Annotated in this window: 15 protein-coding genes, 2 tRNA genes and 1 riboswitch; of the genes, 7 read left to right on the top strand and 10 right to left on the bottom strand. The window is 63.7% G+C overall.

The window, feature by feature from the left end; translation table 11 throughout:
* Positions 1–99: 99 nt before the first annotated feature.
* From AC5RU9_RS11815 to AC5RU9_RS11790, 6 genes are all read right to left on the bottom strand, one after another.
* Positions 100–546 carry a hypothetical protein gene (locus AC5RU9_RS11815; RefSeq protein ID WP_211711414.1) on the bottom strand — a complete coding sequence of 149 codons (447 nt, stop codon included), beginning with the start codon at positions 544–546 and terminating at the stop codon, positions 100–102.
* Positions 547–554: 8 nt separating this feature from the next.
* Complete coding sequence (locus AC5RU9_RS11810) at positions 555–1,205, bottom strand: bacterial proteasome activator family protein (protein WP_494016592.1); 651 nt, start codon at positions 1,203–1,205, stop codon at positions 555–557.
* Positions 1,206–1,301: 96 nt separating this feature from the next.
* Positions 1,302–1,493 (bottom strand): YbdD/YjiX family protein, encoded by a 192-nt coding sequence (locus tag AC5RU9_RS11805; RefSeq protein ID WP_494016591.1) that lies wholly within the window; start codon positions 1,491–1,493, stop codon positions 1,302–1,304.
* A complete protein-coding gene (locus AC5RU9_RS11800) occupies positions 1,493–3,763 on the bottom strand; it encodes a carbon starvation CstA family protein (RefSeq protein WP_494016590.1) in 2,271 nt (756 codons plus the stop codon). Before AC5RU9_RS11800 ends, AC5RU9_RS11805 begins: the two co-directional genes overlap by 1 nt.
* Before the next feature lie 222 nt (positions 3,764–3,985).
* Positions 3,986–4,528: a PadR family transcriptional regulator gene (locus AC5RU9_RS11795; protein ID WP_494016589.1), complete on the bottom strand. Its 543-nt coding sequence runs from the start codon at positions 4,526–4,528 to the stop codon at positions 3,986–3,988.
* Between the two features lie 29 nt (positions 4,529–4,557).
* Positions 4,558–5,541 (bottom strand): NAD(P)H-quinone oxidoreductase, encoded by a 984-nt coding sequence (locus AC5RU9_RS11790; RefSeq protein ID WP_211711419.1) that lies wholly within the window; start codon positions 5,539–5,541, stop codon positions 4,558–4,560.
* A gap of 102 nt (positions 5,542–5,643) precedes the next feature.
* On the opposite strand from AC5RU9_RS11790, the gene AC5RU9_RS11785 reads away from it, so the two are divergent.
* From AC5RU9_RS11785 to AC5RU9_RS11770, 4 genes are all read left to right on the top strand, one after another.
* Positions 5,644–5,734 (top strand) — tRNA-Ser (locus AC5RU9_RS11785).
* A 187-nt stretch (positions 5,735–5,921) separates the two neighbouring features.
* Positions 5,922–6,707 (top strand): VOC family protein, encoded by a 786-nt coding sequence (locus AC5RU9_RS11780; RefSeq protein ID WP_494016588.1) that lies wholly within the window; start codon positions 5,922–5,924, stop codon positions 6,705–6,707.
* A 178-nt stretch (positions 6,708–6,885) separates the two neighbouring features.
* Positions 6,886–7,377 carry a septum formation family protein gene (locus AC5RU9_RS11775; RefSeq protein WP_494016587.1) on the top strand — a complete coding sequence of 164 codons (492 nt, stop codon included), beginning with the start codon at positions 6,886–6,888 and terminating at the stop codon, positions 7,375–7,377.
* 181 nt (positions 7,378–7,558) lie between these two features.
* Entirely contained in the window at positions 7,559–12,094 is a 4,536-nt protein-coding gene (locus AC5RU9_RS11770; protein ID WP_494016586.1) for an ExeM/NucH family extracellular endonuclease, read from the top strand.
* Between the two features lie 67 nt (positions 12,095–12,161).
* On the opposite strand, the gene cycA is transcribed toward AC5RU9_RS11770, so the two are convergent.
* Entirely contained in the window at positions 12,162–13,628 is a 1,467-nt protein-coding gene (gene cycA / locus AC5RU9_RS11765; RefSeq protein WP_494016585.1) for a D-serine/D-alanine/glycine transporter, read from the bottom strand.
* Positions 13,629–13,772: 144 nt separating this feature from the next.
* A riboswitch (glycine riboswitch) is annotated at positions 13,773–13,871 on the bottom strand.
* A 74-nt stretch (positions 13,872–13,945) separates the two neighbouring features.
* Positions 13,946–15,910, bottom strand: coding sequence for an FAD/NAD(P)-binding protein (locus AC5RU9_RS11760; protein WP_494016584.1), 1,965 nt, complete (start codon positions 15,908–15,910; stop codon positions 13,946–13,948).
* Between the two features lie 60 nt (positions 15,911–15,970).
* On the opposite strand from AC5RU9_RS11760, the gene AC5RU9_RS11755 reads away from it, so the two are divergent.
* A complete protein-coding gene (locus AC5RU9_RS11755; protein ID WP_494016583.1) occupies positions 15,971–18,202 on the top strand; it encodes a prolyl oligopeptidase family serine peptidase in 2,232 nt (743 codons plus the stop codon).
* A 65-nt stretch (positions 18,203–18,267) separates the two neighbouring features.
* Positions 18,268–18,355, top strand: a tRNA-Ser gene (locus AC5RU9_RS11750).
* 38 nt (positions 18,356–18,393) lie between these two features.
* Here AC5RU9_RS11750 and AC5RU9_RS11745 read toward each other — a convergent pair.
* Entirely contained in the window at positions 18,394–19,827 is a 1,434-nt protein-coding gene (locus AC5RU9_RS11745) for an MFS transporter (RefSeq protein WP_494016582.1), read from the bottom strand.
* Between the two features lie 114 nt (positions 19,828–19,941).
* Positions 19,942–22,107: a RecQ family ATP-dependent DNA helicase gene (locus AC5RU9_RS11740; RefSeq protein ID WP_494016581.1), complete on the bottom strand. Its 2,166-nt coding sequence runs from the start codon at positions 22,105–22,107 to the stop codon at positions 19,942–19,944.
* Between the two features lie 126 nt (positions 22,108–22,233).
* On the opposite strand from AC5RU9_RS11740, the gene AC5RU9_RS11735 reads away from it, so the two are divergent.
* Positions 22,234–23,652 (top strand): phosphomannomutase/phosphoglucomutase, encoded by a 1,419-nt coding sequence (locus AC5RU9_RS11735; protein ID WP_494016580.1) that lies wholly within the window; start codon positions 22,234–22,236, stop codon positions 23,650–23,652.
* Positions 23,653–23,660: the final 8 nt, after the last annotated feature.

Below are 23,660 nucleotides of genomic sequence, written 5' to 3'. Positions count from 1 at the left end.
CACGTTGGAAAGCGCCAATTGTTACGCAGATCAGCTATGCGCTTAACCTATTGCATTCGAGGAATAAGGGCGCACGCCTGTAGTTGCGCACGCTGCACACTATGCGTCCTTGGAAAGTTCCCGCTCGGCGTCAGCGACCTGCTCGAAAACGGACTCCGCGCGACGACGGACGGAAAGCGCACCCACCGGCACCGGCCCAACGGCCAGCCGCAACATTGCCGCCGCCTCTGCCGTGGTGGCCAACGAGTTCCCGGCCTTCGACAGCGCACGGTGGACGCCGGCAAGCGCCCCCGGAACGTCCAGACCGTCACTCGGCGAACGTCGTTGTGCCTCGACGCAAACAGCCCTGACACGCGGCGACAACCCGGCCAGTTCATTGGCGATCACTACCAGTTCGTTGTACAACTGCTCGTCATCCACGCCCTCAAGCACCTGGTGGTACCGGTCCAATCCCCGATGGAAGCGGTCGTGGGCGCGGCGCCAAAGGCCCTTGCCGAGTTCCACATCGTCCTTCCGCCCTTGCCGGACGGCCCCAAAGAAACCCACCCCCAGGCTCAGAGGTACTGGCCCGGGCCGTGGTCGGGATCTTCGGGACGTCCCTGCGGAGCGCCGGGCGCGCCAGGCGCGGCGGCCCGCTGCGGCTGCCCGTTTTCCCCGATAACGATTCCCGGAGCAATGACGGTTCCCGGTGGGAGCTGCCGAAGCTGCATCTGCGCCGCTGCGTGTTCTTTGGCGGCTTGCTGTGCCGCAATGGCGGCCTGGATCCCATGGAAGAGACCCTCAAGCCAGCCCACCAGCTGGGCTTGGGCGATGCGGAGTTCTGCGTCGGAAGGCGCCTTTTCCTCCGGGAACGGAAGGCTGATGCGCTCCAGTTCCTCGATGAGTTCCGGCGCAAGCCCATCTTCGAGTTCCTTGATGGAGCGTTCGTGGATTTCTGCCAGGCGTCCGCGGGCAGCATCGTCCAACGGTGCTGCCTTAACTTCTTCCAGGAGCTGCCGGATCATGGTGCCGATCCGCATCACCTTGGCGGGCTCGTCCACCAGTTCGTGAAGGCCACCGCTCCTGGGCTTGGCATCGTCCGCAGATTGCCCTTGAGCCTGCGGCTGGCCGGGAGCCTGTGCCTCGCCCTCGTCCAGCATGGTGCCCTCCACAGGGGTGTCGTCCGAAGCCTCATCCTTGGGCTGAATGTCGTTCAGATCGCTCATTGGTTCATACTCTCATGTGGTTCGGGCGAACCCAGGTCCGAGTCATCATTTTTGGACTTCGTTCGTAGCGAAACAGGCAACCACCAGCGCTGGGCGTCAGCAGCACCTTCCCTGCGGATTGCTGTCCTGCCGGTCCATCCGGTCCCGCCAGAACTCGCGTTCTGTCATGGCGGGACCGGCATGACCGGTAGCAGCGAAATGCTCAAGGTACTTCGCGTACGCGTCAGCACCCATCAGCGAACCCATGTATGCCGCGAAGCCCCGGAGGCCGTTGGCGATGGCGTTCATCAGTGGTGTCCGGCCTTCTCAGTGCGTTTCCCAGCGGGCAGGGCGTTCCATTCGGCGAGCAAAGCCTTCTCCGCCGCTGTGGGGATCAGCCCTGCGGGGGCGAAGACCTTTGACGGAACAGCCGGGTCCTCGTGCCCCTGTCCCCCACCGGCGCGGATGGCCTTGAAGGTGGCCAGGAGGGCGGTGAGAATCACGATGATGCTCAAGACCACGAAGATCACGGACAGCCACCCCTGGATAGCGGTATTCCGGACTACCGCTTCCATGGCCGCCACCGATTTGGCCGTTCCGAATTCGGTCTTCCCATCAGCCAAGGCCTTGGAGAACGCCTGGTTGTTGGCGAAGTAGCCTACGGCCGGGACGGGCGAGAAGATCTTGTGGAAGCTGGCCGTGATGGTGACGACGGCGGCGAACGCCAACGGGACAGCGACGATCCACAGCCATTTGAAGGTGCCCCGTTTGGCTACAATCGCCATGCACACGGCCAAGGCGATCGCGGCGAGGAGCTGGTTGGCGATACCGAACAACGGGAAGAGCGTGTTGATGCCACCCAACGGATCCGTGACACCCATGATCAGCACCGCACCCCAAGCGGCCACCATGATCGCCGTGCACAACCAGGCACCGGGCCGCCATGAGGCTTCCTTGAACTTGGGAACAAAGTTGCCGATGGAGTCCTGCAGCATGAACCGGGCAACACGGGTACCCGCGTCCACTGCTGTCAGGATGAAGAGTGCCTCGAACATGATGGCGAAGTGGTACCAGAAAGCCATCATGCCGGGGCCACCGATGAACTGCTGCATGATGTGCGCCAGGCCAACAGCCAGCGTCGGGGCACCACCGGAGCGCGAGATGATGCTCTCCTCGCCCACGTCCTTCGCTGTCTGGGCCAAGACATCGGGGGTGATGTTCACGTTGGCCAGGCCCAGGCTGTTGACCCAGGTGGCTGCGGTTTCAACAGTGCCACCGGTCAGGGCCAACGGAGCATTCATGGCGAAGTAGATGCCGCGATCGATCGAGATCGCTGCTACGAGCGCCATGATGGCCACGAAGGACTCCATCAGCATGCCGCCGTAACCGATGAAACGCGTCTGCCGCTCCTTCTCGATCAGTTTGGGGGTGGTCCCCGAAGAAATGAGCGCGTGGAAACCCGACAGCGCGCCACAAGCGATGGTCACGAACAGGAACGGGAACAGTGCACCGGAGAAGACCGGCCCGTTCTCGCGGCTGGCGAACTCGCTGAACGCCGGGACCGTGATTTCCGGACGGACCACGATGATGGCAAGCGCGAGCATCACGATCACGCCGATCTTCATGAACGTCGACAGGTAGTCCCGCGGCGCAAGGAGCAGCCAAACGGGCAGGATCGCGGCGATGAACCCGTAGATGATCAGGCCCCACGCGATGGTCACCTTATCCAGGTGGAAGAAGGCCGCACCCCATTCGGTGCCAGCCACCGCACCGCCGCCAATAATGGCGGCCATGAGGAGCACGAAACCGATGATGGACACTTCCATGACCTTGCCCGGCCGGATAAAGCGCAGGTAAACGCCCATGAACAACGCGATGGGGATGGTCATGCCCACGGAGAACACACCCCACGGGCTCTCACCGAGGGCGTTGACCACCACGAGCGCGAGGATGGCCACGATGATGATCATGATCAGCAGCGTGGCGACCAGCGCTGCGGTACCGCCAATAACACCGAGTTCTTCACGGGCCATTTGCCCCAAGGACCGTCCACCGCGGCGCATGGAGAAGAACATCACCAGATAGTCCTGCACCGCGCCGGCAAGAACGACGCCGAGGATGATCCAGATAGTGCCCGGCAGGTAACCCATCTGGGCCGCGATGACAGGTCCCACCAGCGGGCCGGCGCCTGCAATGGCAGCGAAGTGGTGGCCGAAGAGCACGTTCCGGTCCGTTCGGACATAGTCCTTGCCATCCGCCTTGTACTCAGCAGGAGTGGCCCGGCGGTCATCCGGTTTGAGCAGGTACCGCTCAATGACCTTCGAGTAGAACCGGTAGCCGATCAAGTACGTGCACACCGCGGCGAAAACGAACCAGATGGCATTCACTGTTTCGCCACGGACCAACGCGACCATGAACCATGCCACCGCCCCAAGGAGCGAAATCGCCACCCAGAGCCCAATCTTGGCCGGGGTCCAGTTACGCTCTTCAGCCTCACTAACGGAATCATCCACGGCCGGCGATGGCAGTGTGGGATCCAGTCCTTCCGCGAGTCCGGTTTGGTCAGGAACCTTGCCCATATCTCCTCCTTGAGAACTGCTGCGGTGATGGGAAATGCTGTTGTGGCGAAAACCGCGGTGGGGCCCGCTTCGCCACGTGTCTTCCAGCACAGTAACAACTGCTACCGACAAGTAAAGGCCGTACACGTGTGTGGGACCCTGGCTCGCGGTGAGCGGTCACAGCCATGCGACGGGCGACCATTCCTGGACGCCCAGCAAACGCACCCCTCGCACCGGAAGACGCTAAACCGCTCCCCCGTTGCCCTGCGCCTGGACCATCCGTGCCTCACAGAGGTCCAGCCATCGCACCTCGGCTTCGGCCTGGAAAATCAGGGAGTCCAGCACCAGCAGCCATGCAGTATCGGACGATCGCTGATTGGCGGAAACTGCCTTACGGGCCTGCGTATGTTCCTGCAGGGCACGGAGTGACACTTCGCGTTGTGACTGGATCACTTCCGAGGCATCCACGCCAGGAAGGGTAACGGCGAGCGCCAACTTGATGGCGATCTCGTTCCGCGGCGGACTACCCCGGTCAACCGCCCCCGCGAACCAGGCCACGACTTCCTCAGCCCCGGCGTCAGTGATGCTGTAGACGACGTGGCCTCCGCCGTCGTCGCCGTCCTTGCTGACCAGGCCATCACGCTCCAGGCGGTCCAGGGTGGTGTAGACCTGCCCGATGTTCAGCGGCCAGGCGGCACCTGTTCGGTCCTCGAACTCGACCCGCAGCTCATAGCCGTACCGCGGCTGGTCCTGGAGCAGGGCCAGCAGGCTGTGCCGGATGGACATTGGACTCCTCGCTGCGGTGGATTGACTGGTCAGAGCAGAAGCAGGACCTTGCCCACATGGTCGCCGGAGTCAAAGTACCGGTGCGCGTCCTGCACTTGGTCCAGCGGGAAGGACTTGGCCACCAAGGGCCGGATCCGGCCATCGGTGATCATGGGCCATACGGACTCGCGCACGGCGGACATGATGATGCCTTTCTCGGCCACGGACCGGGGCCGGAGGGCCGTTCCGATGACGGCCGCCCGTTTGCTGAGGAGCTGGCCAAGGTTGATTTCCGCTGTGGCGCCGCCCTGAAGCCCAATGACGATGAGCCTGCCGTAGTCGGCCAGGGCGTCGATGTTCTGCTGCAGGTATTTGGCACCGACGACGTCGAGGATCACGTCCGCGCCTTTGCCACCGTTTTGCGCCCGCAGGCTTTCAGCGAAGTCCTCTTCGGTGTAGTTGATGGCGATGTCCGCACCGAGGAAGGCTTTGGCGGTGCCGACCTTCTCGTCCGTGCCGGCTGTGGCAGCCACTTTTGCGCCGTAGGCCTTGGCCAGCTGGATGGCCATGGTGCCGATGCCGCCCGTTGCCCCGTGGATGAGCACCGTTTCGCCTGGTTGCAGTTGGGCGGTCATGATCAGGTTGGAGTAAACGGTGGCGGCAACCTCGGGCAGCGCGGCTGCGGTGATGAGGTCGACGCCGTCGGGAACCCTGAGCACTTGCTCGGCGGATACCGCTACCTGTTGGGCGTAGCCGCCGCCGGAAAGAAGGGCAACAACCTTGTCCCCTATGGAGAATGCCTTGGTGACGCCGGGGCCGAAGGCGGCGATGCGGCCGGACACTTCAAGCCCGGGGATCTCTGAAGCCCCGGGGGGTGGCGGGTAGAAACCGCGTCGCTGCTGGACATCGGCCCTGTTCAGGCCTGCGGCGACGACATCGATCAGGACTTCGCCCTCGCCCGGGACCGGAGCAGGGACGTCGCGGACCTCGAGGACTTCGGGCCCGCCTGGCTCTGAGATGTAGACGGCTTTCATGACGAACTCCCGGTTTCTTGCTTGTCTGTCGGCCCCGGGGCGGGGACCGGACAGACGTGATGTTTTGGAACAGCCAACTCCCTATGAAACACTACTAGGCGAGGAAGGTTGTCCGAGCGGCCTAAGGAGCTGGTCTTGAAAACCAGTGTGCGGTAACCCCGTACCAAGGGTTCAAATCCCTTACCTTCCGCCAATGAATGCCCCGGGTTCCAAACCCGGGGCATTTTTGTGCCCACGGTCCCAGTGCGTCCGGGCTAACTGAGAACCTGCAACCGGAACATCATTGAAACTGTCAGACCCCCCGCATAGTGTTCTACCTGTCTCCACACCTCTGACCTAAACCGCAGCTTTAACGCGGAACTACAACAGGAGCCTGACCTATGCCAACGCCTGACATCACACCCGGCGCACCGTGCTGGATCGATCTGATGACGTCCGATACAGAGAAAGCCAAGGAGTTTTATAACGCCCTCTTTGGCTGGACGTACGAAGCCGGTGATGAGGAGACGTACGGCGGCTACATCACCGCATCCAAGGACGGAAAGCTGGTGGCCGGCATCATGCAGAAGCAGGCTGACATGGGCGCCATGCCGGACCTGTGGTCCACCTACCTGCGCACGGACGACATCAAGGCGACCACAGAGGCCGCAGCTGCCAACGGCGGCCAGGTCTACATGGAACCCATGGATGTTCCGGAGCAAGGCAGCATGGCCATGTACGGCGATTCCTCGGGCGCATCCATCGGTGCCTGGCAGTTCGGTCAGATGAAGGGTTTCGAAGTCGCTGCGGAACCGGGTTCACCGGCGTGGCATGAGCTCCTTGCCAAGGACTACGACTCAGCCGTGTCTTTCTACCAAAAAGTCTTCGGCTGGGACACGAATGTCATGAGTGATACCCCGGAGTTCCGCTACACCACCTTGGGCGCAGGAGACAACGCGAAGGCGGGCATCATGGATGCAGCCGGCGTACTCTCCGACGAAGTACCGTCCATGTGGAGCGTCTACTTCGCGGTTGAGAACACCGACGCCACGGTGGAACAAGCCCTCGCCCTGGGAGCAACGGTCATGCATGCCGCGGAAGAAACACCGTTCGGCCGCCTGGCGACGCTGATTGATCCCACCGGCGCAGTATTCAAGGTCATCCAGGACACGGGTCAGTCCGCTTAGACTTTTGATTTCCGGGTGGTGCCCGGCGCCTCCTACCCAGGGGCGCCCGGCTCCACCCGCCCACCGCCGATCCTGGGGGATCGTTCGGCGTGGGCGCTTTGACCGGTCCCTCATTGATTGGCCGCAGATTGGGCAACCACGATCCCCACCTGCGGTCCCTGGGGAACGAGGACCTGAGTTGCAGCACTTTTCACAAACCATCAAAGCCACCGCCCTGTTGGGCCTGGCGTCCTTAGCCCTGGCGGGATGTTCGCTGATCAGCAGTGGGGATGCCAAACGGGACGAGTCCGGCAAACCTACCGAGTCTTCTGTTGCGGATGCCTTCAAAGTGAAGGTGGGTGACTGCATCGCTGAGCCGTCCGGTACTGAGGTCAAGGACGTATCCGTCATCCCCTGCGACCAAGAGCACGATCTCGAGGCCTATGCGGCCAAGGACATTGTGGCCGACACCTACCCGGGTCAGTCCGAGGTTGAGAAGCAATCCGAAGAGTATTGCAGTTCCGAGTTCGCAGGCTTCGTGGGCGTGCCCTTTTATTCATCAACTTTGGAACTGACCTACTTCTACCCCACTACCGACACATGGAAGGCCGATGACCGCGAGATCGTCTGCCTGATCGGCGGAGCGTCCGGCGCAGCTACGTCCGGGACCCTTAAGGGCTCCGCCAAGTAGAGAGGGCCGGTGGCGGGCACTCTCCGGCCACCACTGGTCCACTTCCCATTCATCCGTTCGTGTTCTGCTACGTCTGAGGCAGCTTTACCCCGGAGTAACTTCCGGGAACAGCGCCCACTTCACAAGAAGGTGGGCGTCGTCCACAGGGCCATACAGGGCTCCCTAATGAAAGTTAGAGCGGATGCACCAACACCATTGGAAATTACTGGCGGGAACGGCCCTGTCGGCAGGGTTGCTTGCAGCCCCGCTGACGGCCGTCCCGGCCATGGCGGCGGACGATCCCGCCACGCCGGCGGGGACCTCGCCGGTAGTCATCAACGAGGCCTATCTCAGCGGCGGAAGCAGCGGCGCGGCCTTCAAGAACAAATTCGTGGAGCTCTACAACTCCTCGGACGCACCCGTCAGCTTGGCTGGCTGGTCTTTGCAATACCGGGCGGGCACCGCTACCGCAGCACCAACGGGAATCACTCCGTTGACGGGGAGCATCCCGGCCAAGGGCTACTTCCTGGTCCAAGGGGCCAGCAACAGCGCCTCCTCGACGGCGCCGGCCCTCCCCACGCCGGATGTTCAGGCTTCCGGAACCCTGAACCCGAGCGGAACCACCGGGACACTGGTCCTGGCGAAACAGGGCACCGCCGTGTCCCCACTTCCCGCGGGTTCAGTGACGGCCAACGCCGCCATCGCCGACCTCCTGGGTTACGGAACGTCCAACACTTTTGAGACTGCGCCTGCAACGGCTCCCGCCAGCAATTCAGACGTCAAGAGCCTCAACCGGACCAACGGCGTTGACACCGACTCCAACGCAGCAGACTTCAGACTCGGTACGAGCATTACCCCGACGGCCTCCGGCGGAGGCACCACCCCGCCCACCGATCCTGGGCCGCAACCGGGCATCAAGACCATCGCGGAAGTACAAGGCACCGGCACGGCCAGTCCATTGGTCGGCAGCACGGTGAGCACCCGCGGCAAGGTCACCGCCGTCTACGCGACCGGCGGATTCAACGGCTACTACGTCCAGACCCCCGGTACCGGCGGCGAAACAGCAGGGGCGGCCAGGACGGCGTCGGACGCTTTGTTCGTCTATTCACCCACGACGGCGGCCACCGTCCAGCCGGGCGACTACCTGGAACTCACCGGTGTGGTCAACGAATTTGCCAACCAAACACAGATCACAGTGGAAGCCGCGGGGCTGAAGAAGCTCACCGAGGCGGCACCCGAGGTCAAGTCCACGCCGTTCGCCTTGCCGGCCAACGAGGCAGCCCGCGAAAGCCTCGAAGGCATGCTTGTCTCACCCCAGGGTGACTTCACGGTGACGGACAACTACTCCCTGAACCAGTACGGCGAGATCGGCCTCGCGGCCGGTAAGTCCCCGCTGGTCCAGCCGACGGCGGTGGCAAGCTACGGCTCGCCCGAGTATGCCGCAGTAGTGGCAGACAACGCCTTGCGCGGCATCAAGCTCGACGACGGCGCGTCCACGAACTTCCTCAAGGACGCCACCACCAAGGCCCAGCAATTGCCGTACCTGACCCCTTCGGACCCCGTACGTGTCGGCTCGCCCGCCACGTTCAAGACCGACGTGATCCTGGGCTACGGGAACAACTCGTGGAAGTTCCAGCCGCTTACGGCGCTGAGCCCGGCAAACGCTGAGTCCGTCCAGCCCGCAAGCTTCACCTCCACCCGCCCCGAAGGTCCTGCAGACGTGGGTGGCAGCCTCAAGCTGGCGTCCTTCAACGTGCTGAACTACTTCCCCACCACGGGTGACCAACTCGCTGGCTGTGTTTTCTACACCGACCGCGACGGCAACCCGATCACTGTCAAGGAGGGCTGCAACGCCCGCGGTGCTGCCAACGCAGAGAACTTCGAGCGCCAGCAGGCCAAGATCGTTGCCGCGATTACCAAGTCGGGCGCCGACGTCGTGTCCCTCGAAGAGATCGAGAACTCGGCCCAGTTCGGCAAGAACCGCGACGACGCCCTGTCCAAGCTGGTGGAGTCCCTCAACGTCAAGACTCCCGGCGTGTGGGATTACGTGCGCACGCCTGCGAACGCTCCCCCGCTGAGCGATGAAGACATGATCCGCACCGCCTTCATCTACAAAAAGGCAGCGGCCGAACCTCTGGGCGAGTCCATCATCCACAACGACACCGTGGCTTTCGCCAGCGCCCGTAAGCCGCTGGCCCAGGTGTTCAAGCCGGTCGGCGGCAGCGATGACAAGAAATTCATCGCGATCGTGAATCACTTCAAGTCCAAGGGCTCCGCAGCAACGCCGGACGATACCGACAAGGGCCAGGGCGCCTCCAACGTTGCCCGCACCAAGCAGGCCGAATCCCTGCTGGCTTTCTCCAAGGACCTCCAGGCCTCCACGGGCACTGACAAGGTCTTCCTGATCGGTGACTTCAACGCCTACTCCAAGGAGGACCCCATCAACGTCCTCACCGGCGCGGGCTACACCGACCTTGAGGTCGGCACCGGCAAACACTCCTACCTGTTCGGCGGCATGGTCGGCTCCCTCGACCACATCCTGGCGTCCCCGGCCGCCCACAAGGTTGTCACGGGAACCGACATTTGGAACATCAACTCCGTGGAGTCCGTCGCCCTGGAATACAGCAGGTATAACAACAATGTGACCAACTACTATGCGGCGGACGAGTTCCGGGCCAGCGACCACGATCCCGTGGTGGTGGGCCTGAACCTGGCTCCGGACGCACCGGCCACTGTTGACCTGCAGTTCCTGGGCATCAACGACTTCCACGGCCGGATCGACACCAACACGGTGCTCTTCGCGGGTACGGTGGAGAAGCTCCGTGCGGCAGCAGCGCCCGGCGCGACTGCCTTCATCTCCGCTGGCGACAATATCGGCGCCTCCCTCTTCGCTTCCTCGGTGGCGAAGGACCAACCCACCATTGACGTCCTGAACGCGCTTGAACTGCAGGCTTCCGCGGTGGGCAACCACGAGTTCGACGGCGGCTGGGCAGACCTTCGCGACCGCGTCATAGCCGGAGGCAACAACGCAAAGTTCGCCTACCTGGGAGCCAACGTTTACCAGAAGGGCACCACCACCCCCGTCCTGCCGGAGTACAAGGTCCTGGACCTGAACGGCATGAAGGTAGCGGTCATCGGCACTGTCACCCAGGAAGTTCCTTCCCTGGTAACCCCCGCAGGCATCACCGATCTTGAGTTCGGCGATCCCGTGGAGGCCATCAACCGGGTGGCCGCGGAGATCAAGGCCGAAAAGCTGGCAGACCTGATCATCGTGGAAAACCACGACGGCGCCGCATCCGGTACCCCAGAGGGTGCCACTTTGGAGCAGGAAGTTGCCGCGGGCGGTCCGTTTGCCAAGCTCGTCAACGAAACCACTCCAGACGTAGCGGCCATCTTCACCGGGCACACCCACAAGGAGTACGCCTGGGACGCACCCGTGTTGGACGCCAACGGCCAACCCACCGGCAAGACCCGCCCGATCGTGCAGACCGGCAACTATGGCGAGAACGTGGGCAGCGTAACGCTCACCGTCGACACGGCAACCAAGTCGGTCACCGCTTACAAGGCAGCAGTGGTGGACAGGACCACCGAAACCGCTGAAAGCCTCGTCGCGGCCTATCCTCGGGTGGCTGCAGTGAAAACCATCGTGGACAAGGCCCTGGCCCAGGCTGCGGAAATCGGAAACCAGCCTGTAGGTGCCGTGACCGCTGATATCACCACCGCATTCACCCCGGACCCCGCTGGCGGCGCCCCCAAGCGGGACGATCGCGCGAGCGAGTCCACGCTAGGCAACCTGGTAGCGGACTCCCTGGTGGACACGCTCAAGGCGCCCGAACTCGGCGCGGCGGAAATCGGCGTCGTCAACCCGGGCGGCCTGCGCAACGAGCTGTACTACGCGCCGGACGGAACCATCACCTACGCCGAGGCCAACGCGGTCCTGCCGTTCGTGAACAACCTCTGGACCACATCCCTGACGGGTGCCCAGTTCAAGGCGCTCCTGGAGCAGCAGTGGCAGACCAACCCGGACGGCACCATCCCGAGCCGCCCGTACCAGCAGCTGGGGGTGTCCAAGAACGTCAACTACACCTACGACGCCGCCCGTGCGGCGGGCGATCGGATCACTGGCATCTGGGTTAATGGCGCTGTGATCGACCCCGCAAAGCAGTACAGGATCGGTACCTTCAGCTTCCTCGCAACCGGCGGTGACAACTTCCGGGTCTTCAAGGAGGGCAGCAACACGAAGGACACGGGCCTGGTGGACCGTGACGCCTGGATCAAGTACCTCCAGACGCACAACCCGGTCTCGCCGGACTTCGCACGCCGCTCAGTTGCTGTGGCGAACTCCACCACAGCCGAGGTCAAGGCTGGCGAATCCATCACGCTGGCGGTCTCCAAGCTGAACCTGACCTCCATCGGCAGCCCTGCGAACACCTCGCTGAAGGCGGTCTTTGTCGACGCCAAGGGCGCCTCCGTGGCAGTCGGGGACGTTCCGGTGACCGCCGGCGCGGCGACCGTCAACGTGAAGGTGCCCGCTGCAGCGGCCGCAGGTACAGGCACCCTGGTGCTGACCGCCGTCGAGTCCGGAACGGTAGTGAAGGCCCTGGTCAAGGTGGCAGCGAGCGGGCCCAACCCGCCGCAGTGCACCCCGCCCACCAAGCCCTCCAAGTGGTACGACATTGTGGGCTGGCTGCGGTACGGCATCGAATGGTTGCAGTACCAGAAATGCCTGAGGGGCTAAGCGCCCCATAGCATGACCCCAAGAGACAGGCCCCTCACGATTCGTTCGTGAGGGGCCTGTCTTGTGGTTACTTGTTTGCCGGCTCCGGGTCCTGGACCCTGGCAGCATCACTGCGCAGCTCGGCCTGGAAAGCCGCGTAACGGGCCAGGTGGGCCGGACGGCGTCGGAGTACCGCCCAAGCGACCCCCAGGATCACGAACCACAGCGGCGTGGCGAGCAACGCTGTGAGGGTGTCCGGCTGGGTGGTCAGCGCCCACAGCACGAAGGCAAAGAAGGCGAACACCACCCACACCATGGCCACTCCACCCGGCATTTTGAACGCCGAAGATTCGTGCAGGTGGGGGCGGCGCTTCCGGAAGGCCAGGTAGCTGGCCAGGATGATCGACCATACGAAGACGAAGCAGACGGCAGACACGGTGGTCACCATGTCGAACGCCTTACCGACGTCCTGGCCGGCGTACATGAGCACGACGCCGGACAGCAACAGAACGCAGGACAGGAACAGTGCGTTGCGGGGTACTTTGCGTCCGGAGAGCGCGCCGAACACCTTGGGGGCATCGCCTTCCTGGGCGAGGCCGAACACCATGCGGGACGTGGAGTAGATTCCTGAGTTGGCTGAGGACATGGCGGACGTGAGGACCACCAGGTTGACGATGGTGGCTGCTGCGCCCAGACCGGCCAGCGAGAACATGGCAATGAACGGACTGTGACCGGCAGCGAACTGGGTCCACGGGGTGACGGACATCAGGATGATCAGGGCGCCCACGTAGAAGAGGAGCACACGGATGGGAATCGAGTTGATGGCCTTGGGCAGGTTCTTTTCAGGGTCCTTGGCCTCAGCCGCAGTGGTTCCCACCAGTTCGATGCCGACGAAAGCGAAGACCGCGATCTGGAATCCGGCGACGAAACCCATGAATTCGTTCGGGAAGAAGCCTCCATGGCTCCAGAGGTTGGTGAAGCTGGCCGGGCCTGCTTCGGACTGGAATCCGCTGAAGATCATGAACAGGCCAACAATGATCAGGGCCGCGATGGCGACGATCTTGATGAGGGCGAACCAGAACTCGGTTTCGCCGAATGCCTTCACCGTTGCCAGGTTCAACAGCAGGAGGATGCCGATGGTAATCAGCCCCGGCACCCAGAGCGGAAGGGAAGGCCACAGCTCCTGCGAGTAGCCCGCTATCGCGATGACGTCCGCGATTCCCGTGATGACCCAGCAGAACCAGTACGTCCAACCGGTGAAGAAGCCGGCCCAAGGACCCAGGAGGTCAGCTGCGAAGTCGCTGAAGGATTTGTAGTTCAGGTTGCTGAGCAGCAGTTCGCCCATGGCACGCATGACGAAGAACAGCATGAAGCCGATGATCATGTACACGAAGATGACGGACGGGCCGGCGGCGGAGATGGTTTTGCCGGATCCCATGAAAAGGCCTGTTCCGATTGCTCCGCCGATGGCGATGAGCTGGATGTGGCGGTTGCTGAGCTGGCGCTCAAGATGCGGTGAATCGGTACCGGTTGAGGGTGGGCGCTGAATCGTCAAAGGAACTCCATCGTTCAGGCGGCACTGGGTGCCACAAGATTCGGGTTCCTCCCCGCTCTGTAGATGGACCTGAGAGTTTCCGCAGGCGTGGGCCTGCTTGCACCTTCGGTGAGCCCGGCGTTCCGGACTGCTTTCCAGAGTTGCCTCGCCGCGGCGGTACATGGGCCTGAGAGATTCCTGGGGAGGGTTTGCTCCTACGGCGCCTGTGGTGATGTACCGGCAGGGCTCTCCCGCCGCGGATCAAAAGCGCGCACCACCAGTTCGGTGATGCAGCTCACACACTAACGAAGGCCGGGCGGCACTGCAACCCTGGGTCCTCAGCGGGCCAGAATGCTACGCGCAATCTCATCGGCATCCCGGAGGGTCCGCTGCCCGCTGGCATAGGCCTGCCCGGTCCGGGGCCGGGCCTCCGCAGCGATGGCCGTGCCCCACTGTGAAGCGGACAACTGCAGGCCCAGCACGTACAGGTTTTCGGTGACCGACCCGTTGGCCGCCAGGGGCCGATACGGATGCGGCACAACGTCCAGGCCGGTGGTCTGCATGGGAGTACCCTCGACGCTCATCATGATCTTGGTGCGGACCAGCCCGTCAGCCATGAGCTGTTCCAACAGCGGAGAGAGGTTGATGCCCACCCTGTTGGCGGGCGACATCGCCTCGATCAGGGTTCGCGCTTCCACCGGAGCGTCATGTACCCAAGGCGAAACCGCCCGGAACAGTTTCGCGCTCCGGTCCACGCTGAACTTCGGGTCCGGCCCAACAAAACTTACGACGCCGGCACGCGCCAAGGCGGCCAGCTGCTCCGAACGCAGCGCGGGCGCCCCGCTGGCCAGCCCTTCGACGAAGGATTCGAACCAGCCCCGAAGCCCCGCCAACCAGGATTCGTCCGTGATGCCACCATCAGCCACCACGGATTTCAGGATCGCCCGGCCGGTGTGGAGCGCACCGATCGCCATCTTCACGGGGTCCGATTCACCCAAGGCCGATCGGCGCGCATCATCATCCAGGTACGCCGTGACTGCCGCGTCCAGCTCCCGCCTTGACGCAAAAGTACGTCCGGCCAGCGGCGCGGCGAGTCCGCGAAGATTCAGCCGGCGGGAAGCCACGACGTGCTTTTCCACGAGATCACCCACATCGATTTCCCACTTCGCGGTGGTGTGCGCGTGCGGTTGGAGCGCGTCCTCGAGGTCCGCCAGGAACTGCGCAGGATCCTTGATCGCAGCGGGTTGTGAACGGGCCAGCGTTGAGTAATACGCCCACAGTGCATCACGGTGGAGCAGCGGCCAAAGGTCGTGGTCGAAACCGGGCTGGATTCCGGCCGCCCGGAACCGGTCCACGGCGTCTTCGGTCAGGTAGCGCATGGTGATGCTGCTGGGGTAGTAGCCAGCCAGCCCTGCCTTGGCACGGTAAGGAGTGCCCCGCCGGGAGGCAGCAATGATCCTGGGTTCCCTGCCCGATGCCCGATACTCCAGCACGCCTGCCCCGGGAGAACCGGCCTCGACGAACTTGCCGCCACGGCCCTCAGTCAGCTGGCCCATGACGTCGAAGAAGTTCAAACCCATGCCGCGGATCAGCACCGGCTCGTTATCCGGCACTGCCTCCCAGTCGACGTCCGCTGGCGGTGCTGGCGGGAAATAGAGCAGCCCTTGCTCCTCCGCGGCGCTCTTGAAAGACCTCTGCTCGGGATTTAGCCGGGACTCGATGTGACCCAGTGCGAGGACCACGGAACCGACGGTGAGGATCGCACCGTTGGCGAGTTCGACGTCGAACGCGTTTTTGGTTCCGTCCTTCACCGGTCGCGCCGCCACGGCTGAGGTCTCATGGAACGTGACCTCGACGCCGTCGGGCAGCCGTTCGAGCAACCCGTCAAGCGTTTGGCGCAAGTACCGCCCATACAGGGCACGGCTGGGGAAGTCATGTGATTCGAGGGTGGCAAGCTCCGCCTTTTCGGCGTCGTCCAGTCCCAAGCCATCACGACGCCGGGCCTCGCGCCACTGGTCGAACGAACCACCTGCCAGCGGCGGAGCGAGCCTGGGATCTTCAGGGATGAGCGTCGGATAAAACGACTGGGTGTTCATCAGGTAGAGCCGGGACTGCCCCGGCTGCCAAACGTGGCCCGAACCCGCGGGGAAGGGATCCACCACATCAATGTGCAGGGTGGTCCCCTCTGCGCGCTCCGCGGGGGTGCCGCCAGCGGCCCAATTCGCGAGCAACCGCTCAAGGACGCTGGTGCCCCGAGGGCCCGCCCCCAGCAGGGCGACACGGTTGGTTTGGGATTTAGCCACGCTCAAGCCTAACTTCTGCGTGACTTGCTTACTGTTGAACAGTGTTGCTTGGATGGGGCGATGACCACCACAGCAGCTGATCAGACGCCACTTCCCGAGAATGACACTGCGCAGGCCCGTCCGCGCCACGCCGCAGAGGTTGCGCCTGAACCCACGGATGAAAACGTCTGGCTCGAAGACATCCATGGCGAAGAGCAGCTGGCTTGGGTCCGGGAACAAAACGCGCGCACCGAGGAACTGCTTGAGGACGCCGAATACGCCGCCGTCGAAGCCGGAATCCTTGAGGTCCTCGACTCAACGGACCGCATCGCCATGGTCTCCAAGCGCGGGGAGCACTACTACAACTTCTGGAAAGACCAGGAACACCCCAAAGGACTCTGGCGCCGCACCACGTGGGAGAGCTACCTCACCGACGCTCCTGAATGGGACGTCCTCCTGGACGTTGATGCGCTTGCCGCTGCGGAGGGCGTCGAATGGGTATTCCATGGAGCCGGTTTCCTCCGACCCCAGGACGGAAGCGAGTACCGCCTGGCCATGGTGTCGCTGTCCCCCGACGGCGGCGACGCGGACCGTCACCGCGAGTTCGACGTCGAATCGCACACCTTCGTTGACGGCGGCTTCGACCTCCCCACCGCCAAGGGCAACGTCAGCTGGCTCGATGCCGACACCCTGCTGGTGTCCAGCACCGCCGACGGGCTCCCTGCCACGACCTCCTCTTACGCCCGGACCGGTGTCAAGCTTCGCCGCGGCCAGGCCCTGGCCGATGCTGAACAGCTCTTCGAAATCCCCGAGGACCACATGCTGGCCATGGTGGCCCACGACTCCACCCCAGGCTTTGAGCGCACCTTCGCCGTTGACTACATCGACTTCTACAACCGAAGCACGTGGGTGCTGCGGGACGGGTCCTGGGTGGCCATCGATGTACCCACCGACGTGAACATCAGCGCCCACCGCGACTGGCTGCTGTTCCGGCCGCAGAAGGACTGGGATGTTGCCGGCGTTGTCTACCCTGCAGGGTCTTTGCTCGGGGCCAACTTCGAGGACTACCTGGCTGGCTCACGTTCCTTGGTGGTGCTGTTTTCGCCCGATGAGCACACATCCTTGCAGTCCTGGAGCTGGACCAGGGACTACCTCCTGCTGAACCTCCTCCGCGATGTCTCCTCCGAAATCCGGGTTTTGGATCCGTCAGTTGTCGACTCCGATGGAGCGTGGGCTTCAACCGCCCTGGACGCCTGCCCTCCGCTCCACGACGTGAACGCCTACGCCGTGGACGATGAAGACCCTGGAGCCGCCGGCAACGACTTCTGGCTCGTGGCCACCGGCTTCACCACCCCCACCACACTGACCCGTGGAACACTCGCCCCTGCTTCGCCCTCGGGTGCGGACGGGGGCGTGGTGAGCCAACACGTGGTGGTGAAGCGATCGCCGTCGTTCTTCAACGAAGCGGACTATGAAGTCCAGCAACACTTCGCCGTCTCGGCGGACGGAACCAAGGTCCCCTACTTCCAGGTCGCGTCCAAGGACCTGGTCCTGGACGGCCAGAACCCCACCCAGCTCTCCGGCTACGGCGGGTTCGAGATCTCCCGGACGCCCGCGTACAGCGGCACAATCGGGCGGGCGTGGCTTGAGCGGCGCACCTCCGGTGTAGCGTCCGACGACGGAGCTGCCGCACACTCGCGAGGCGGCGTGTACGTGGTGGCCAACATCCGTGGAGGCGGCGAATACGGCCCCTCCTGGCACCGCGCCGCGCTCCAGGAGAACCGCCACCGCGCCTACGAGGACTTCGCCGCCGTCGCGAAGGACCTCATCTCCCGCGGCGTTACCAGCCGACGCCGCCTGGGCTGCGTGGGTGGATCCAACGGCGGGCTGCTGGTAGGCAACATGCTGACCCAGTACCCGGAACTGTTCGGCGCTGTGTCCTGTGGGGTGCCACTCCTGGACATGCGCCGCTACACCAAGCTGTCCGCCGGGTACTCCTGGATCGCCGAGTACGGCGACCCGGACGTGCCTGGACAGTGGGAGTTCATCCGCACGTTCTCGCCCTACCACCTCCTGCATGACGGCGTGGAATACCCGGAAACCTTCATTTGGACTGCCACGTCCGATGATCGGGTAGGCCCCGTCCAAGCCCGAAAGATGGCTGCCCGCATGCAAGCCATGGGCATCCCGAATGTCTGGTTCCACGAGGCCTTGGAGGGCGGTCACGCGGGAGCATCGGACAACCGGCAGGCTGCCGCGCTTCAGGCCCGGAGCAACCACTTCCTGTGGCGTTCGCTGGCCGGAAGCCACTAACCAACAGCTGGTTTTGCGCTGGAGTGCAGGTTCTGCGTATCCTTGGTGGGCTAGCAATAGCAAAGGGAGACGTGCCAGAGCGGCCGAATGGGCTTCACTGCTAATGAAGTGTGGGGCACAACTCCACCGGGGGTTCAAATCCCCCCGTCTCCGCGAATAGGTCCCGGTTTTCGAACCGGGACCTTTTGCGTTTAACGGCGCTTCGCTCCGCCGCTCACTTCCGCGCCCGCGTGCCGGTGGAGGGTCAGGCTGTCCACCGTGCTGATCAGCATCAGGACGGCCATCGCAAGGAACGCCCCCTTGTAAGCCGCCACCTGGTCACCACCCAGGAGGTGCGTCGTTTCGAACAGGCGCAGGAACAAAGCTCCCACCGCGATCCCGGCCGCAGCCGCCAACTGGACCAGCGTGGCAGAGATTGCGTTGGCCGAGGGCAGCTGCCCCGGCACGATGTCCGCGTACTGCACCGAGGCGTACGCGGAGAAGCCGATGGAACGGAAAGCTCCGCTGAAAAGCAGCAAAGCGAAAATCATGGGCTCAGGAGTTTGGGCATCCAGGAACGCGCACAGCGCAAACGTCACGGCGGAGGCGAACGACGCGAACACCAGCACCGGCTTGAACCCGAAGCGCCGGATCAGAGGCGTCGTAGCCGGCTTGATCCCAATATTGCCGACAAATACGGCGGCGACCATCACACCGGCTTTGAGGGGATCCCAGCCAAAGCCATCCTGGAACATCAGCGGCAACAGGAAAGGCACCGAACTGATGGTCAGCCGGTAAATGAAGCCGCCCGTGGAGGTCGCCCTGAACGTCCTGGTCCCGAAAACGCTGAGGTTGAACAGGGGAACGCTGGCTTTCCGCATCCACCAGACAGCACCCACGAGCGACAACATGCCCGCAGCGACCACCACAATGGCAAGCACGTTGGACGCGTGGCCGCCCAAGGTTTCCAACCCCACCACCAGAGCACCCACACCCAGGGTGGTCAGCAGGAGCCCAAACCAGTCAAGGCGGCGATGGGAATCGAACTGGGTCCGCGGCACCAGCCTGAGCGCGGCAATGAAGGCAGCGAGGCCAAGGGGCACATTGATGATGAAGATCCAGTGCCAGGACAAGAAGGTAGTGAGCGCGCCACCGACCATCGGAGCCAGGACCGGGGCAAGGAGGCCAGGCCACACCAAGTACGCAGTGGCTCGGAGGAGCTCGGATTTCGGCGTCCCGCGCAACACCACCAGAGTGCCCACGGGGACCATCATGGCCCCGCCCATGCCCTGTGCCACCCTGCTGAGGGTGAGCATGGACAGGTCAGTGCTCACGGCGCAGAGCAGGGAGGCGATGGTGAACACAGATATGGCGAGGCAAAAGATCCGGCGAGCGCCGAACCGTTCAGCCAACCAACTGCTGAGTGGGATACCCATTGCCACTGTCACCAGGTACGCGGTCATGGTGATGTTGATGTCGGCCGGAGCCACGCGGAAATCGGAGGCGATGCTGGGAATTGCCGTGGTGAGGATGGTGCCGTCGAGGAACTCCATGAAGAACGTTGCAGCCACCAACAGGGCCAGGCGCGGCCGCCAGCTGGTTTCGCTGGAGGTGTCGACTTCTGTGTTGCTGGGGTTTGTGCTCATGGCTCCGGTCCAGGATCTGGCTGGCGGCCCGTGACAGGCCGCTGGCGTGTTGGCTCGATCCTATAGAGGCACAGTGGGAGCGATCACAACATGACGTTCTTGTACCCCGCCCGACTATCCCGCTTGCGCCAAGGCAAGGGGAAGGACGGCCCCCACACCGGCTTGGCGCAAGGCCAAGGCCGAAACCGTCATGGTCCAGCGGCTATCGATGAGGTCGTCCACCAGCAGCACGGGCTGACCGCCGGTACCAGCGAGGGCCTGGGCAAGGTCCGGGCCCACAACAAGCCGGTCCCAGACTCCGGCAAGCCTGTAGGCGCTGTTGCCACCACGAGCTCCGGTGGGTCCACCGTGCTGGGGCTGCAGCTGGCCCAGGTAGGGCATCCTTCCGATGCCGGCTATTCCCTGCGCCAGGGATTCCACCAGCTGCGGCTTACTCCTTGACGGGATGCTGACCACGGCCGCCGGGCGGCCCACTCCGCTCCACGGAGTTCCGCCTTCGGCTCCCGACCATTCGCGCAGCACTTGGACACAGGCCTGCAGCATGGCGGGATCCACGGCGCGGTCCGGGGAACCAGCGGCAAACAATTCGCGCAGCGCACCACCCCAGCCCAGGTCCGTCAGCCTGGCCAGGACCCGGCCTTCTGAGACACTTTGGTCTGGCTTGATCTTCCCCTTGACCGCCACCCCCAGCCGATCCATGCCGCTGGGCCATTGGAGTCGCGGCTCCACGGCAATACCGGCGCGTCGTAGGGTCTGGCCAGCTGCATCGGCTGCCGAGGCTGCCACGTCCACAGGGAACCATCGGCCGGCGCAATTGTCGCAGCGACCGCAGGCTGCTGCGGTTTCGTCGTCGAGCACGGAGGTGATGTACTCCATGCGGCAGCCGGCCGTGTCCTGGTAGATCACCATGGAGTCCTGTTCGTCCACCCGCGCCTCGGCGATACGTGCGTACCGCTCGGCGTCGTAATGCCAGGGGCTCCCGGTTGCTCTCCAGCCGCCGCCTACGCGTTCAACTGCCCCGTCCACGGCCAGGACCTTGAGGAGGAGTTCCAAGGGCGTGCGGCGGAGGTCCACGCGGGCCTCCAGAGCGACGGTGGACAAAGCGGAACCTGCTTCCCCGAGGGCACCAAGCACAGCATCGGCTTTTTCAGCGGACGGCATGGAAGCTGTCGCAAAATACTGCCAGATCTCGCGGTCCTCGGAGCCCGGAAGCAGCAGGACATCCGCGTTGGCGGCTCCACGGCCTGCGCGGCCGACCTGCTGGTAATAAGCAACAGGCGATGACGGCGCGCCAAGGTGGATGACAAAACCCAGGTCCGGCTTGTCGAAACCCATGCCCAGGGCCGATGTGGCCACCAGCGCCTTCACCTCGTTGTCCTTGAGCAGTTGTTCTGCGCGCTCCCGGTCTGCAGGGTCCGTCCGGCCTGTGTAGGACAGGACGTTGTGTCCGGCCTCAGCGAGGAGCCGGGCTGTGTCCTCGGCAGCCGAAACGGTGAGTGTGTAAATGATGCCGCTGCCGGGCATGTCCTTAAGATGTGTCAGCAGCCATCCCAACCGGTCCCGGGAGTCGGGCAAGGTGAGGACGCCCAGCCGCAGGGACTCCCTGCCCAGGGCCCCACGGATGGTCAGGACTCCGGCACCAAGTTGTTCCTCGATGTCGTGGACCACGCGGGAGTTGGCCGTTGCCGTTGTTGCCAGCACCGGAACCGACTCCGGCAATTGGGCAATGAGGTCCGCGATGCGCCGGTAGTCGGGCCGGAAGTCGTGACCCCAGTCCGAAATACAGTGGGCTTCGTCAATGACCAGGAGGCCGGTCCTGCGAATGAGCTCCGGAAGCTGGTTTTCCCGGAAAGAAGGATTGGTGAGGCGCTCCGGTGAAACCAGGAGTACATCAACTTCGTCGGCGGCCAGCTGTGCCAGGACGGTATCCCATTCAAGGGCGTTGGCGGAGTTAATGGCCACGGCGCGCACCCCTGCCCGGGCGGCTGCAGCCACCTGGTCCCGCATGAGCGCCAGCAGCGGGGAAACAATCAGCGTTGGGCCGGCGCCACGGCGGCGTAGGAGCAAGGACGCCACGAAGTAGACGGCGGATTTACCCCAGCCTGTCCTCTGGACAACCAATGCCCTGCGGCCGGCATCCACCAACGCTTCAATGGCTTCATACTGGCCGTCGTGGAACTGGGCTTCAGGGTGTCCCACCAACTCCCGCAGGCACGCCAGGGCTTGCTGTTCGGTAGGTGATTGCACGGAAACGGCAGCGTTCGGGGAATTGTTGGCCATGAACCCAGTATTCCAGCCACCCCCGACGCTCATCACCCGCAGACCGGGCTATGTGGATAGTGATTTATCCACATAGCCCTCCGCCCGGTTCATGCCCAATTGCCCAGCCACAGTAGGATTGAGCGCGTGACTAGCGAGCAGAACAAGACATTCGACCTCTCGGCATCCTTCAAGGCGTATGACGTCCGGGGAATCGTGGGTGAATCCATCACGGCTGAAATCGTCGAGGCCGTAGGCGCTGCGTTCATCGACGTCCTGGGCCTTGAAGGCGGGACCGTTCTGGTGGGCGGCGACATGCGCCCTTCCTCCCCTGAGTTCAGCCAGGCCTTCGCCAACGGGGCAGCCACCCGCGGCGCCAACGTCCGATTGCTGGACCTGATCTCCACCGACGAGCTCTACTACGCTTGCGGGGCGCTGAACGCAGCCGGTGCCACGTTCACGGCCAGTCACAACCCAGCCGAATACAACGGCATCAAGATGGCCAAAGCCGGCGCGCAGCCCATCTCATCCGAGTCGGGCCTGAAGGAAATCCAGGGCCTGGCCGAGGAATACCTCAACACTGGCGTCATACCCGCAGCCGAAACCCGCGGTGAGATCAGTGTCCATGACGTCCTGAAGGACTACTCCGAATACCTGCGTCAGCTTGTAGATCTCTCCGGCTCGCGACCCCTGAAGATCGTGGTGGACGCAGGCAATGGCATGGCCGGCCTGACTACCCCGGCAGTTCTCGGCGATAAACTGCTCCCTGCCTTGCCTTTCGACATCGTTCCGCTCTATTTCGAACTCGACGGCTCGTTCCCGAACCACCCCGCCAACCCCCTCGAGCCGGAAAACCTCCGCGACCTGCAGGCCGCCGTGGTCAAGCACGGCGCCGACATCGGCCTGGCATTCGATGGTGACGCTGACCGTTGCTTCGTGATCGACGAGAAGGGCGAGCCCGTCTCCCCGTCCGCCATCACCGGCATGGTTGCCCGGCGTGAAATCGCCCGTGCGCAGGCAGCAGGCGAGGAAACCCCCGTGATCATCCACAACCTCCTCACCTCCAAGGCCGTACCGGAGCTGGTGGCCAAGGACGGCGGCCGTGCCGTACGCACCCGTGTGGGCCACTCCTTCATCAAGGCGGTCATGGCCGAAGAAGGCGCCGTCTTCGGCGGGGAGCACTCCGCGCACTTCTACTTCCGGGACTTCTGGAACGCTGACACAGGCATGCTCGCTGCAATGCACGTCCTCGCTGCCCTTGGAGAGCAGGACGGCCCGCTCTCCGAGCTCGGGCGCCAATACGAGCCCTACGTCTCTTCCGGCGAAATCAACTCCGAGATCGAAGACAAAGCCGGGGCGGTCGAGCGCGTCCGCGTGGACTTCGAATCCGAAGACGTGGACATCGACCACATGGACGGCTCCACGTTCACGGCAAAGGACGGCAGCTGGTGGTTCAACCTGCGGCCTTCGAACACTGAACCGTTCCTGCGCCTGAACGCAGAAGCCAAGGACCAGCCCACCATGGAAAAGATCCGCGACCGCGTCCTGGCTCTGGTCCGGGCCTAGGCCAAGCC

Source organism: Arthrobacter sp. B0316-5-4 (assembly GCF_059090325.1).
The sequence above is the reverse complement of the archived record's forward strand: the minus strand, read 5'-3'. Positions and strand labels throughout refer to the sequence as shown.

Bases quoted from the DNA above. Each gene is read 5' to 3' on its own strand.
- AC5RU9_RS11800 (WP_494016590.1), bottom strand. From the start codon at position 3,763: ATGGGCAAGGTTCCTGACCAAACCGGACTCGCGGAAGGACTGGATCCC.
- AC5RU9_RS11745 (WP_494016582.1), bottom strand. From the start codon at position 19,827: ATGAGCACAAACCCCAGCAACACAGAAGTCGACACCTCCAGCGAAACC.
- AC5RU9_RS11810 (WP_494016592.1), bottom strand. From the start codon at position 1,205: ATGAGCGATCTGAACGACATTCAGCCCAAGGATGAGGCTTCGGACGAC.
- AC5RU9_RS11780 (WP_494016588.1), top strand. From the start codon at position 5,922: ATGCCAACGCCTGACATCACACCCGGCGCACCGTGCTGGATCGATCTG.
- AC5RU9_RS11795 (WP_494016589.1), bottom strand. From the start codon at position 4,528: ATGTCCATCCGGCACAGCCTGCTGGCCCTGCTCCAGGACCAGCCGCGG.
- AC5RU9_RS11805 (WP_494016591.1), bottom strand. From the start codon at position 1,493: ATGAACGCCATCGCCAACGGCCTCCGGGGCTTCGCGGCATACATGGGT.
- AC5RU9_RS11790 (WP_211711419.1), bottom strand. From the start codon at position 5,541: ATGAAAGCCGTCTACATCTCAGAGCCAGGCGGGCCCGAAGTCCTCGAG.
- AC5RU9_RS11770 (WP_494016586.1), top strand. From the start codon at position 7,559: ATGCACCAACACCATTGGAAATTACTGGCGGGAACGGCCCTGTCGGCA.
- AC5RU9_RS11755 (WP_494016583.1), top strand. From the start codon at position 15,971: ATGACCACCACAGCAGCTGATCAGACGCCACTTCCCGAGAATGACACT.
- AC5RU9_RS11740 (WP_494016581.1), bottom strand. From the start codon at position 22,107: ATGGCCAACAATTCCCCGAACGCTGCCGTTTCCGTGCAATCACCTACC.